Here is a 13417-nt window from a genome sequence, read left to right as displayed (position 1 = left end):
AATTTATTTTAGTAGATCGCCTACGTATGGCATTAAAGCCAAATGACGTGCCCTCTTTACCGCTTGGGCCACTTTGCGTTGGTACTTCAAAGAAGTTCCGGTAAGTCTTCTAGGTAATAATTTACCTTGCTCGTTTACCAATTTCATCAAGAAATCCGGGTCTTTGTAATCAATGTACTTTATTCCGGATTTTTTGAAACGACAATACTTCTTTTTCGTATTGGTCTCAATGTTCAATGGGGTCAAATAACGGATTTCCCCATCCTTTTTTCCTTTTGCTTGCTGTTGTAATGTTGCCATGATACTTACGCTTTAGCTTTTAACCTTGTTCTTCTTTTCTCTGCCCACTCAATAGCGTGCTTGTCTAATTTTACGGTTAAAAACCGCATGATACGTTCATCTCTCTTGAACTCTTGCTCATAAGGAGCAATTACGCTTCCAGGAGCGGTGAACTCGAACAAATGGTAAAAACCACTTTTCTTGTGTTGTATGGCATAGGCCAATTTCTTAAGTCCCCAGTTTTCTTTAGAGACCATTTTGGCGCCATTGTTAATTAAGAAATCCTCAAATTTCTTAACTGTTTCCGCTATCTGATCATCAGAAAGCACGGGATTCAAAATGAAAACAGTTTCGTAATGGTTCATAAATGTATATTTTTTAGGAGCGCAAAAGTAATAATATTTCTTACACTTCACAAGAAAACCGAATATTCTTCGTTATAGATTGGTAAACCATAAAAAATCGAACTTAACCAAATCTTAACCTATGGTCATTGCAAATTACACAGGAAACCTGACGAACTTTACAAGTTTACTTGCAGATAAACGTCAATTTTTAGTATTTTGTCGATGATTTAACCCCACAAATCGACCCATTTATGAAATTAAGAAGTATTATTGTCGACGATTCGTCCATGCAGCGGATGGCAGTAGCAAAGCTGGTCAACAGTCATCCCAATTTAGCTATGGTAGCCGAATACAGCAATGCGATCGAAGCGAAAAATGGAATCAAGAACAACGAGATTGACCTTATTTTTCTTGATGTTGAAATGCCCATCATCAGTGGTTTTGATCTTTTGGAATCATTAGAAAACAGACCACAAGTAATTCTCATTACCGGTAAACCGGATTATGCCCTAAAAGCCTTTGACTACGATGTAACAGATTACCTACACAAACCTATTACTATGGCAAGGTTTGATGCGTCTGTTAAAAGAGCTGTGGCAAAATATGAGCAATTGCACAAAGTTCAAGAAGACGAGGAGCACATCTTTGTTAAAAGTAACCTTAAGAAAAGAAAGGTTATTTTAAACGATATCAAATGGATCGAGGCTCTTGGAGATTATATTAAGTTGGTAACCGATGAAGCCAACATCGTTATTCTTTCTACCATGAAGTCTTTTGAGAAGCAATTGCCAGAAGACAAGTTCCTTAGAATACATAAATCCTATATCGTTAACCTTGAAAAAATTGAAAAGTTCAACAGTAAAAATGTTGAAGTTAGCGGTAGATCCATTCCTTTAAGTAGGAACAAAAAATCAGAGTTGGCCGAAGCACTTAGCAACGTCTAAACTTCTACTTTTTTAAAATATGTAAGCCCCGTTTTTTTGAACGGGGCTTTTTTTATACATGGTCTACATTGTATATGATACGTACACTTCTGTAAGGGGCAATGGCATTAAATGACTTCTCCAATCTTTTAATACCCTTTTTTACACCTCCTATCGAGGTGCTTTTAGGTATTTTCACCAGTATATTTTTTAGATACTGGTTTCTAATTCGTGCCACAGGTGGGTATTCCGGTCCTAAAACATTCCCTGCCAAGCTATTTCTCAGTCCTTTAGCAAACCACTCCGCCGCCTCATTAAGTCTATTGTAATCCTTATGCTTAAAAGTGATTTTTATAATTCTATTCCTTGGTGGATACTTGTATTGCTCACGCTCGTATAATTGTTCCTTAAACATACCTTCATAGTCATTGGTTGACATTTGAGTCAATATCTGATGGTATGGATTATAGCTTTGCACAATTACCTTTCCTCTTTTTTGGGTACGCCCTGCCCTACCGGCAACTTGTGTCAATAACTGAAAGCAACGTTCATGGGCCCTATAATCGGGGAAGTTCAATAGGGAATCTGCATTCATAATACCTACCAAACTTACATTCCTAAAATCGAGGCCCTTAGTTAGCATTTGGGTACCCACCAAAATATCTATTTCCTGCTGCTCAAAGGCAGTAATAATTTTTTCATAGCCATGTTTTCCTCGAGTAGTATCCAAATCCATTCGCCATGTCTTGGCATCCGGGAATAAGGTTTCCAATTCCTTTTCTACCTGTTCGGTACCGAAACCTTTGGTGTCGAGTGTTGGACTTCCACAAGCTTGGCAACTTTCCGGTAAGGCAGTATGATAACCACAATAGTGACAACGAAGTTGTTTCTTGTATTGATGATAGGTCAAACTCACATCACAATTAGGGCATTGGGGCGAAACCCCGCAAGTAGTACATTCAACAATGGGTGCATAACCTCTTCTGTTTTGAAAAAGAATGATTTGTTCCCCCTCTCTAAGGGCGTCTTCTATTTCCAAAAACAATCGCTCTGAAAAATGCCCCTTCATTCTTTTTTTTCGGGATTGCTCCTTTAGGTCCACCAATTCTATTTCTGGCATTAAAACATTTCCAAAACGTCTCTTTATTTCGGCAAGGCCATATTTTCCGGTTTTAGCGTTCAGGTAGCTTTCAATACTCGGCGTTGCGGAACCTAACAAAATTTGGCTACCATGCAAATTACCCAATACAATTGCTGCATCCCTGGCATGATAACGTGGGGCTGGATCAAATTGTTTAAAAGAGCCTTCATGCTCTTCATCAATTATAATCAATCCCAATTTGGAAAAAGGAAGAAACAAAGAAGATCGAGCACCAATGACCACTTGCGCCTTACTTTTTTGATGTAGCACATTGTTCCATACCTCTACCCTTTCCTGTACATTATATTTGGAATGATAAACGGAAACCTTTTCCCCAAAATACTCTTGCAAGCGACCAATTAACTGAGTCGTCAGCGCAATTTCGGGCAATAAATAAAGTGCCTGTTTCCCTTTATTGATACAATCTTCAATCAGTTTTACATAAACTTCTGTTTTTCCTGATGAGGTAACTCCATGTAACAGAACGGGCTTTTTATCTTCAAAACCTTTATGAATATCGGATAAGGCTTTTTCTTGAAATTCATTCAATGATTTCACTTCTTCATCACCACCATCCCCTTCATAATCCACCCGATCTTTACGTATAAAATATTCCTCTAAAATCTGTTTATTCACCAAGGCTTTGATGACTGCTTTGGAGGCACCGCTTTCCTGTTCCAGTTCCGTAACTTTGATCGGTTTCTTTGAAACGGCCTGCAGTTGAAAAAGCGCCAACACCACCTGACTTTGCTTTGGCGCGCGAGTCAAATCGCTTAGAAGAGTTTCCAGTTTTTCTTCGGACAAATATTCCTTCCCCAATTGCACGTACTTTACCAACTTGGGTTTGTATTGCTCGTATATCTCTTCTTTCAGCAGAATGACATTCTTTTCAATAAGTCGATTTAATACCGGAAGTATATTTTTTCTGTCTACGATGGAGCTAACTTCATGAACTTTTAAGCTTGATTGGTGCTGTAACGCTTCAAATACCAAAAACTCATCGTCTTCCAATGCGGAATCCACAATAACGGCTTCGGTATTCAATAAAATCAAAGTTTCACTTTCCAGAAGAAAAGCACTGGGTACTGCACTGCGAAAGACCTCCCCAAAAGTACACATGTAGTACTCTGCTATCCACTGCCAATGCTTTAACTGGAAGGGGTTTACTATAGGTTGTTCATCAAGGATTCTATCTATTTCCTTAGCTTCATAGGCCTGTGGAGCCTCATTATGAACCCGATGCACGAGGCCGGTATAGATTTTTGATTTCCCAAAGGGAACGGCCACCCGCATGCCCGGCACCAAGTTGTCTGCCTCAATTTGGTTTATACTATAGGTAAAAAGTTTCTCTAACGGAATAGGTAAGACAACATCAATAAAATATTCCATACATTATTTAGAATCTAGCCATCTACACGCTGCCAGGTTTGGGTGCGGTAAATAAATGCAAGATAGCCCCTAACTTTTAATTCATCGTGATTATCCGGATTTAACCATATTTTACATCTAAAAGTCATGGCCTGTTGAGGGTCAAATAGCGTATCTCCTTTATAAACGCCATCCCCTACATGCTCTGCCTCTTCAATGATATGCATCCCCAGAACGGGCTTATCTTTACGGTCGCCTTCGCATTTTTCACAGATGAAGTTTTCCTTTCCTTCCTCCACGATCTCAATTACCTTACCGTACATTAATCCGTCTTTTTCATATATATCGATGATGGCCTTAGGTTTACCGGTACGGTCATCTATGGTTTTCCATGTTCCGAAAACACTTTGGGATTGACCTAGCTGAATTCCGAAGAATACAAATGCGATTAGAATACGATTATATGGTTTTATCATTCCTTCTTATAGGTTTTTCTTAGGGAATTTAAGGAAGCGTTTAGCTCAAACCCTAATAACAATATATTGGAATTTAACCAGATATAAACCATTAGTATCAACAAACCGCCTAAAGCACCATATAATTCGTTGTATCTTGCAAATTTCTCAACATAAACCCCAAAAAGATAAGATGTAAGCATAAAGAGTAAGGTGGTCATCAAGGCCCCAATGGAAAAGAATTTAGCGTGCTTTCCTTCCAAGGTACCAAAATAGTAAAGAATAGCCGTGGTAAAATAAGACAACAATACAAAGAAAACTACTTTGCCAATTTGCGCACCCACAATATCGTTTTCCGTGAGGTCATACCCCCTGGTTTTAGCGGCCCAAACGCTTAGGTAATCCAGAATATAAAATTCTACATACACATAGGCCACTGCACCCACAATCAGTAGAACGGACAAAATTAAACCTACCATCAAGGCATACAAATACTGACGAAAAAAACTTCTGGTAAGTTCTACGTGATAGGAGTTTTCAAAACCTCCAAAAATAGCATTTACGCCATTTGCCATTAAAAAAATAGAAAATAAAAAAGCCGAGGATAGCAACCCACCCCTTTTCTGGTCTTTGATCTGCTGGTAAATATCCCCAAAATAATCACTTGTTGCCGATGGCAAAAAAGACTCTAAAAAGACTAAGAACTGAGAATCAAAATTCTCATTTCCTACGCTCACATACGGGATTATAAAGGGAACCAAGGTTATAAGAAAAATAAGCAAGGGAAAAAGTGCCAAAAACAGGCTAAAAGCAATGGAACTGGCCCTTGTGGAGATTGCCCCTTTGAAAATACCAAAAATGTACATTTCCATCAGGTCATAAAGAGAAAGCCCTTCAAAAGCTGGTAACTTAACCCCTTTTAAGAGCAAGGCCAGTTTATTGATAATAGGAATTTTGGCTATTTTCTCCTCAATCTCCTGCGACATTTATACCGCTTTTAGACTCAAATCCATATTATACACGGAATGCGTTAAAGCCCCAGAAGAAATATAATCAACGCCACATTCTGCGTACTGCCGTATGGTCTCTTCATTGATTCCCCCTGATGACTCAGTTAGACATGTGTTACCAATCAGGTCCACCGCAGTTCGTGTATCTTCGTAGTTAAAATTATCGATAAGAATTCGGTATACTCCATCTGACCTAAGAATCTCCTTAATCTCGTTTAAATCACGCGCCTCCACAATTATTTTAAGGTCACGGCCTGTTGCCTTTAAATAGTTTTGTGTCTTTTCAATTGCTTGGGTAATTCCTCCGGCAAAATCGATATGGTTATCTTTCAGCATAATCATATCATACAGTGCAAACCGATGATTTTCTCCACCTCCGATTTTTACCGCCCATTTTTCCAAAGCCCTGATCCCCGGTGTGGTTTTACGGGTATCTAGAATCTTGGTTCCGGTTCCCTCCAAAAGTTTTACAAAAAAATTGGTTTTGGTAGCTATAGCGCTCATACGTTGCATGGCGTTCAAAACAAGTCGCTCTGCCTTTAAAATACTCTGAGAACTGCCACTCACATAAAAAGCAATATCGCCATTTTGCACTTGTGAACCATCTTCGATTAAAGTCTCTACCTCTAATCCTTTATCAACATACGCAAAAACCTGTTTTGCAAATTCAATACCGGCAATAATACCTTCGTCCTTCACCAAAAGTTTGGCCTTTCCTCTTGCGAAGTCCGGAATACAGGCCAATGAGCTATGGTCTCCATCGCCCACATCCTCACGAATGGCGTTGGCAATTATTAAGTCTAATTCTCTTTGAAATGCGTCTTTTGAAATCATAAATAGAAGTATGCTTTGGGCTAAATTAAGAAATGTTAAGGGTAAAATGAGGACTTGCCAGTGTAATTATTGACAACCTTGGTTTTACGAAATGGAATTATATTTGCCTATGACCATAAAATTGCTCGCCATAGGAAAAACGGACAGCAAACCGTTACAAAGCCTTATTTCGGAATACGAAAAAAGACTAAAACATTATATCAAGTTTGATATTGAGCTCATTCCGGATATAAAAAACGCCAAAAACCTTTCAGAAACCCAGCAAAAAGAAAAAGAAGGCGAATTAATTCTTAAAAAATTGGTTCCCACAGATGTTTTAATTCTTTTGGACGAAAATGGAAAACAACTTTCATCCGTAGGTTTTTCTGAATATCTACAGAAAAAAATGAACGCCGGGATCAAACAACTGGTTTTAGTCATTGGTGGACCTTACGGCTTTAGTGATGAGGTATATGCCGCAGCACAGGGAAAAATAAGCTTGTCTAAAATGACTTTCTCCCACCAGATGGTACGATTATTTGTAACAGAACAGATTTATAGGGCCTTTACAATTTTACGAAATGAACCTTATCATCATCGTTAGTTTTAAAAAACCACTGTTACAATTCCTAAAAGCCCATCAACTTTTCTACTTTAGTAGTCTAACTAAATAACGGACTATGATCGTATCAAAGGGCATACCCCTTAAAAAACTCTTTAATTGGTCTTTCCACCATATTGTTTGGCTCTTTGTTTTTATGGGTGGTGTAGCTGTTTTATATCGCTTCAACGTAATTTCCTTTAAAATTCCATGGCTTCCTGTTTCCGTAATCGGTACCGCTGTGGCATTTTACGTAGGTTTCAAAAACAATCAATCTTATGGTAGAATGTGGGAAGCGCGAAAAATTTGGGGCGGAATTGTAAATGATAGTAGGGCTTGGGCCATGTATGTAGATGGGTATATTACCAATCTAAATACTCGCACTCAGCGAAGTGAAACGGAATTACTTGCCATTAAAAAAAGATTGATCTATAGGCACATAGGTTGGTTATACACACATAGGGAGCAATTGTTGGTACCCACTCCTTGGGAGCATGTTAGCCAAGGAGGTCTTACCACTAGGCATGCAGTAAGATTGGAAGAAAGTTTTGGAGTTGGTCTAATAAGTGATAAAGAGGAGTTTAGAGAATTGAAAAATTTTCTTGGTGAAGAAGAATATTCACGGTTAAAATCCAAAGCAAATACCGCCACACAAATCATCAATGAACAATCAAGGGATTTAAGGGATTTGAGGGAAGAAGGTTTGATAGACGATTTTAGGCATATTAAAATGCAGGAAATACTAAGAACATTTTATGAATTACAAGGAAAAAACGAGCGGATAAAAAAGTTTCCGTTTCCGCGTCAGTATGCCAATATGAGCTATTATTTTGTAGGGATATTTATTTTTCTACTTCCTTTTAGTATGATGCCCGAAGTTCTAGATGCGGAAAAAATCAATTTTTGGCTGGCCGTTCCCATCTGCGTTCTTTTAGGTTGGGTTTATATTATGATGGAATTGGTTGGAGACTATTCCGAAAACCCATTTCAACGAATGTCAAATGACATTCCAATGCTATCCCTTTGCAGGACCATAGAAATTGATTTAAGGGAAATTTTGGGTGAAACGGAACTTCCCCCTCCGGTTAAGGCAGAAAAAGGGGTACTTATGTAAGCTAACTATCAAAAAAAAGCACCAAAAAAGCCCTCAAACGAGGGCTTTCTAATTTTTACTATTTTAGACTATTAGTAGAGTACTCTAAATTTTATGGTGTTATCCACTCTTTTCAATGCCTTGATAACATCCTTATCATATTCTCTATCCACATCTGTAATTACGTACCCTACATCGCTATCCGTGGAAAGATATTGACCAAGGATATTCAATTCATAGGAAGCCAAGACCTCGTTTATTTTCGCCATAATCCCTGGTACGTTCTTATGAATATGAAGGAACCTATGCGCCTTTTGCTGTTTTGGCAAACGTATGTTAGGAAAATTAACCGCATCTACAGAGTTACCTGTATTGATATAATCCATGATTTTATTTGGAACAAAATCTGCAATATCCCTTTGAGCCTCTTCAGTACTTCCGCCAACATGCGGTGTTAAAATAACGTTGGGAATACCTTGTAGAGCAGTGTAAAACTCACCGTTACTTCTGGGTTCCTCCGGATATACATCTATAGCAGCACCACCGAGTTTACCACTTTTTAGAGCTTCTGCTAGGGCTTCAATATCCACTACAAATCCACGCGAAAGATTGATTAACATAGCACCATCGCGCATTTGATTAATTTCCCTTTCTCCAATAAAGTTTTTGTTGGCCTTGTTATCATCCACATGGAGTGTAACCACATCAGACACATTGAGTAAATCTTCCAGCGAATTACATTTTTTGGCATTACCCAATGACAACTTATCCTCTACATCGTAATAATACACTCGCATACCAATGGCTTCGGCAAGAATGGAAAGTTGTTTTCCAATATTACCATAGCCCACAATACCAAGATTCTTACCTCGCACCTCTCGTGATCCAGAAGCTGTTTTTTGCCATTGTCCGCTATGAATTTCGGCACTTCTAGCAACCACGCTACGCATTAACATAATGATTTCACCTATGGCCAATTCTACTACGGAACGAGTATTACTGTAAGGAGCATTAAAGACGGCCACACCTTTCTTACGGGCATATTCCAAATCTATTTGAGTGGTTCCAATACAAAAAGCCCCCACCACCAATAGTTTATTGCCGGCATCCAAGACTTTTTGGGTCACCTGGGTTTTGGAACGGATCCCTAAAACGTGAACACCTTTAATTTTTTCAATTAACTCCTCTTCTGGAAGACTGTTCTTGACCAACTCTACTGAGAAACCATCCTTTGAAAGGTTTTCAAGTGCTGCTGGGTGCACATTTTCCAACAATAAGATTTTAATTCTGTTCTTAGGGTACGAGTAATTTCTTGGTAAATCGTTCACAAATAAAAATTCATCTAGGTTAGGGGCAACATGATCTGCCTTACTAGCGGCTTTCTCACGGTGCACATTTTCAGTGTAGGCAAAAAACTTATCGGCAATTCCGGCTTCTTTCATTACATAATCACTGTAACCGTCACCAATCACCTGAACTTCGCCATCTAAATCCATATCTCGCAAACAGGCAATTTTACCGTTGTGCTGAGATAGTACATTTTCTTCATCAAAACCAATAATATTTCCTTGTTCATCAAACTTAAAAGTATTGGCATAAACCCTATTGGAAGGAATTTGGTATTCTTCTACTATGGGGTCTATAAACTCTTTAAAGCCGCACGAAATAACATAAATATCATCGGAAAATTTTTCAAAAAACTCTTTGTTGGCGGCAATGGATTTCGAAATTTTTTGTCGGAGCTCATCAACCAAGGGACCTAAATCATCCTTATGCGCTTTTAGCAATTTAATACGGCGCTCCAAGGATTCAGTAAAGGAAATATCCCCATCGATTCCTAAGTTGGTAATTTCCTGAATTTGATTGATAATCTCTTCTTTGTTCGATTTGTCCTTAAGGGTCATTTCGGCCAGTACATCCAGTGCCTCTACCCTAGTTAAGGTGCTATCAAAATCAAAAACATATTTTCTGTTTGTTGCTACCATTGCCTCGTTGAAAAATTAAGGCACAAAAATAAAGATTAATTACGAGTGATTTTTAGGAAAGTCATGAAAAGTTATTCTTATAACTAATCCGTTCACATTGCCACTTATTTTAAAATTATATGCCCTTAAAAACATTAAATTCCCAAGCAATTAAAATGCTTTGTAAACTATACCGGACAGGATGGCCAACCCAAAACTTAAAAGGGTGCCTATTAGGATGTACTCTGTTAATTTACGGTTGTTACTTTCTTTTAAATCATTGAACCTAAAGACCGATTTTGCTCCAATCAAAAGCCCAATGGCCTCCCACCTGCCCATAATAATGAACATGAGCACAAAGAGGCGCTCAATGATCCCAATATACTTTCCTGCATTTGGCAGGGATTTATGGTCTAGTTCTATTTTATCGGACATGGCTTCCAATAGTTTTCCCATGATAATGGAAGAAGGAAAACTCACAAATACAATTGCCGTTACCAGACCCCAATCAATTTTGGAAAAGAGCATTTCTGTTTGAGGCCACAAATTTTGGTAATAGACCACCACATACAGTACCATTAAATGTAATACCTGGTCTATAAAAAAAGGTACACTTTTTAATTTAAAAAAAGGTGTGGCGTATAATTTGGCAAGGTCTATCAAGTAATGGGAGAAGGAAATGATGGCAACTGGAAGTAAGTAATCTAAATCCCATAGTAATACCATTGAAATCAAAAAATGCACAAGCACGTGAACATACAGGTATTTTGATTTTATTTTATTGGCCTCTTTGTGTACGACCCAACGACCGGGTTGTAATAAAAAATCACCAATTAAATGGGCCAAGAACAATTTGGTAAACAAAATCATATTAGTTCACTTCTTTAAGATTCTCTCTATAAAACTCCAATAATTCTAGCACTAAATCCAACCGTGCCCTTTTTTGTCTTTGGCTTACGGCCGATTGTTGAATACCCAAACGGTTTGCTATTTCTTGCTGCGATGCCTCTGGATAATCCAAAGCCAAAACCACTATTTCCGCTGAAACTGGACTCCAATCATCCATAATATGCAACGCAAATTTGAGCATGAGGTTAAAAATACGGTCATGATTTTTGTTGCCCGTTGCAATGCTCAAGTTTATTTTATCTTCTTTTAGATGCTCAAAAGTTCTACCAGATCTTTGATATGCCGTTCCATTGGATTCACTCACTCCCTGACCTTGATAGTCTTCCCCGCCTACACCTATTCCTATCCGGGCATCCAGTCCTTTTATTGTTTTTAACAAGGCCTTTATATAAATAGCCTGCACCAGTGCATCCTTGGCAGCTATTTTAAGTTGAAATTCATCACCTCTATATACTTCCCAATCCTTGGGAGATTTACCCAATTTGGATAAATGTTTTTTTAGTACTGGAAGCCATGTAGACGAGCTGTGATTTCCAGAACCTATGATATCTCCTGTTATTACCGCTACCATTGTTATTAGTTTATAAGCTAATTTATTAAAATATTACCTAAAAAGCTAATAAATAAAAAAATAAGCCAAAAAGCTTATTTATTATAATAGAAGTCAATAACCTTATCAACTAAAACCATCTTCTCACCTTAAGACAATACTGTCTATACTCCTTGCCAAAAATTAACCCGAGAGACCTTTCTTCCGGTTCTATCTGAAACCTGTTCATATATCCCACAAAACCAGCGGCCAACAATGTATTGAAAGCATTGCCCAACCAAAGCCCAAAAGCCAATAGTACCATAAGCATAGCTAAATACATAGGGTTTCTGGAATAAGCATAAACTCCACTATCTACCAAACTGGATGCTTTTGACGGGTCACGTGGATCCACCGTCGTTTTCCTACTATAAAACTGAAACAAGGCCCATACAACCACAATAGATGCGATCACCAACAACCCCATCATTATATAGGTCCTCCCAAAAAAGTCAAAATAACCAACAGGCAATACTTTGGCCAAAAAGTACATCAAAGCAATAAAGAAAAGAAAAACTATAACAGGTGGTACTTTTAGCTGCATAAATGAAAATTTCACAAACAAAATTAACTATTTTACGTCCATAAGAAGCATCACAAACGTATAATACATATATCCTCCAAATGAAACTTGTCTTCGCCACACATAACCAAAACAAATTTCAAGAAGTAAAGCTATTAATGCCAGATTACATAGTTCTTCTTTCGCTAACGGACATTTCTTGTTTTGACGAAATTGAGGAAACAGGTAATACCTTGGAAGAAAATGCCCAAATAAAAGCAAACTATGTTACCCAAAAGTATGGTCTGCCCTGTTTTTCTGATGATACGGGACTTTTAGTAAACGCTCTAAATGGTAGGCCTGGTGTTTTTTCTGCCAGATACGCTGGAAATCATAAAAGTTCTGAAGACAATATGGCCAAACTTCTTCATGAACTTAAAAAAGAAAAAGATAGACGAGCCTATTTTAAAACCGTTATAGCTTTAAATTTACCCGAAGAAAAACACCTATTTGAAGGAGAGGCCCACGGAGAAATTACCATAGGCAAGCAAGGTGAAAAGGGGTTTGGATATGACCCTATTTTTAAACCTTTAGGCTACGACCAAACTTTTGCTCAATTACCGATTGATGTAAAAAATAAAATTAGCCATAGAGGAAAAGCCATAGACCAACTTGTACAATTCTTAAAAAACAATCATGTCATCACAAAGTAGAAAAATAGAGGAGCGCGGTGGAGTACTCATTATATTTTTTGTTGCCCTACTGGCCATAATGGAAGTAATCAACAACTCTTTTGAAAAGAAGATTACAGATGCAGATAATAATGAAGTAAGCTATTCAGATTGGTACAACGCCAAGAGTATTAAGCAAGTAATGAAGGAAAATGAACGCGATTTTTTAATTGCCCTGTTAAGTACCGGAATGATAGATAGGGAACGATCCGCGGCCATGAAGGAAAAAATTGAAAAGACCAAACAACTGGTAATTAAATACGAAGCGGAAAAAACAGAAATCCTAATGGGTTCCGCGAATATTCCTCCTAGCTCCTGGGCTCAAGATTTAGATGGGGAAATGGGTAAAATCATTGGCCTTAGGGAATGGCGAGAAAAAGCAAAAACCTTAAAGGAAACTGTAGGAAAGATAAATATGGGCATTCTTTTCCTGCAGATTAGTGTTGTTTTTGGAGTGGTCTGTCTAATCATACAAGAAAACCCAAAATTGCAACAGACCTTTACTTGGCTAATGATCGGGTCTGGCTTTATAGGTATAGCTTTATCCTTATACGGGTATATAGTGTCCCTTTAATCGGATAATGATAAAAGATCTTCATTTCTAAATAAATAAGCTTACCTTTGCCGCTTATTTTTAACGCCGCCGGTATGGCAGGTGTTGCACTGAGTACTAGGGTTATACACGATAATCG

15 protein-coding genes are annotated in these 13417 nt (G+C 38.0%); 5 read left to right on the top strand and 10 right to left on the bottom strand.

Annotated features, from left to right (window positions below; translation table 11 throughout):
- Positions 1–3: 3 nt before the first annotated feature.
- Positions 4–300, bottom strand: coding sequence for a 30S ribosomal protein S18 (gene rpsR, locus BIZ36_RS09230; protein ID WP_100868856.1), 297 nt, complete (start codon positions 298–300; stop codon positions 4–6).
- Positions 301–305: 5 nt separating this feature from the next.
- Positions 306–644, bottom strand: coding sequence for a 30S ribosomal protein S6 (gene rpsF / locus BIZ36_RS09225; protein ID WP_187457609.1), 339 nt, complete (start codon positions 642–644; stop codon positions 306–308).
- 233 nt (positions 645–877) lie between these two features.
- Between rpsF and BIZ36_RS09220 the strand changes: the two genes are divergently transcribed.
- On the top strand, positions 878–1570 hold the full coding sequence (locus tag BIZ36_RS09220; protein WP_187457608.1) for a LytR/AlgR family response regulator transcription factor: 693 nt from the start codon (positions 878–880) through the stop codon (positions 1568–1570).
- 52 nt (positions 1571–1622) lie between these two features.
- On the opposite strand, the gene priA is transcribed toward BIZ36_RS09220, so the two are convergent.
- The 4 genes from priA to nadC are packed head-to-tail and all read right to left on the bottom strand — an operon-like array spanning position 1623 to position 6357.
- A complete protein-coding gene (gene priA / locus BIZ36_RS09215; RefSeq protein ID WP_187457607.1) occupies positions 1623–4079 on the bottom strand; it encodes a replication restart helicase PriA in 2457 nt (818 codons plus the stop codon).
- 14 nt (positions 4080–4093) lie between these two features.
- Complete coding sequence (locus BIZ36_RS09210; RefSeq protein WP_187457606.1) at positions 4094–4534, bottom strand: DUF2147 domain-containing protein; 441 nt, start codon at positions 4532–4534, stop codon at positions 4094–4096.
- Positions 4531–5499 (bottom strand): YihY/virulence factor BrkB family protein, encoded by a 969-nt coding sequence (locus tag BIZ36_RS09205; RefSeq protein ID WP_187457605.1) that lies wholly within the window; start codon positions 5497–5499, stop codon positions 4531–4533. The genes BIZ36_RS09210 and BIZ36_RS09205 overlap by 4 nt, the downstream gene beginning before the upstream one ends.
- Positions 5500–6357 carry a carboxylating nicotinate-nucleotide diphosphorylase gene (gene nadC / locus BIZ36_RS09200; RefSeq protein WP_187457604.1) on the bottom strand — a complete coding sequence of 286 codons (858 nt, stop codon included), beginning with the start codon at positions 6355–6357 and terminating at the stop codon, positions 5500–5502.
- A 109-nt stretch (positions 6358–6466) separates the two neighbouring features.
- Here nadC and rlmH point away from each other — a divergent pair, with 109 nt between their 5' ends.
- Together rlmH and BIZ36_RS09190 are read left to right on the top strand one after the other, a co-directional pair.
- The gene (gene rlmH, locus BIZ36_RS09195; protein WP_187457734.1) at positions 6467–6940 is read left to right on the top strand and encodes a 23S rRNA (pseudouridine(1915)-N(3))-methyltransferase RlmH; all 474 of its coding nucleotides are present in this window, start codon (positions 6467–6469) and stop codon (positions 6938–6940) included.
- A 76-nt stretch (positions 6941–7016) separates the two neighbouring features.
- Positions 7017–8051 carry a bestrophin family protein gene (locus tag BIZ36_RS09190; RefSeq protein ID WP_187457603.1) on the top strand — a complete coding sequence of 345 codons (1035 nt, stop codon included), beginning with the start codon at positions 7017–7019 and terminating at the stop codon, positions 8049–8051.
- Between the two features lie 71 nt (positions 8052–8122).
- Here the strand turns inward: BIZ36_RS09190 and serA are convergent, their stop codons facing one another.
- The 4 genes from serA to BIZ36_RS09170 all read right to left on the bottom strand — a co-directional run bounded on the left by serA (position 8123) and on the right by BIZ36_RS09170 (position 12036).
- Entirely contained in the window at positions 8123–10015 is a 1893-nt protein-coding gene (gene serA / locus BIZ36_RS09185; RefSeq protein ID WP_187457602.1) for a phosphoglycerate dehydrogenase, read from the bottom strand.
- A 150-nt stretch (positions 10016–10165) separates the two neighbouring features.
- Complete coding sequence (locus BIZ36_RS09180) at positions 10166–10864, bottom strand: DUF3307 domain-containing protein (protein WP_187457601.1); 699 nt, start codon at positions 10862–10864, stop codon at positions 10166–10168.
- A 1-nt stretch (position 10865) separates the two neighbouring features.
- On the bottom strand, positions 10866–11474 hold the full coding sequence (locus BIZ36_RS09175) for a SatD family protein (protein WP_187457600.1): 609 nt from the start codon (positions 11472–11474) through the stop codon (positions 10866–10868).
- Positions 11475–11583: 109 nt separating this feature from the next.
- On the bottom strand, positions 11584–12036 hold the full coding sequence (locus BIZ36_RS09170) for a methyltransferase family protein (protein ID WP_187457599.1): 453 nt from the start codon (positions 12034–12036) through the stop codon (positions 11584–11586).
- A gap of 80 nt (positions 12037–12116) precedes the next feature.
- On the opposite strand from BIZ36_RS09170, the gene BIZ36_RS09165 reads away from it, so the two are divergent.
- A complete protein-coding gene (locus tag BIZ36_RS09165; protein ID WP_187457598.1) occupies positions 12117–12707 on the top strand; it encodes a non-canonical purine NTP diphosphatase in 591 nt (196 codons plus the stop codon).
- The gene (locus BIZ36_RS09160; protein WP_187457597.1) at positions 12691–13299 is read left to right on the top strand and encodes a DUF4337 family protein; all 609 of its coding nucleotides are present in this window, start codon (positions 12691–12693) and stop codon (positions 13297–13299) included. Before BIZ36_RS09165 ends, BIZ36_RS09160 begins: the two co-directional genes overlap by 17 nt.
- Positions 13300–13417: the final 118 nt, after the last annotated feature.

Origin of the sequence: Cytophaga sp. FL35 (assembly GCF_014349235.1) — a bacterium.
In the GTDB taxonomy this organism is placed as follows: domain Bacteria; phylum Bacteroidota; class Bacteroidia; order Flavobacteriales; family Flavobacteriaceae; genus Euzebyella.
The sequence above is the reverse complement of the archived record's forward strand: the minus strand, read 5'-3'. Positions and strand labels throughout refer to the sequence as shown.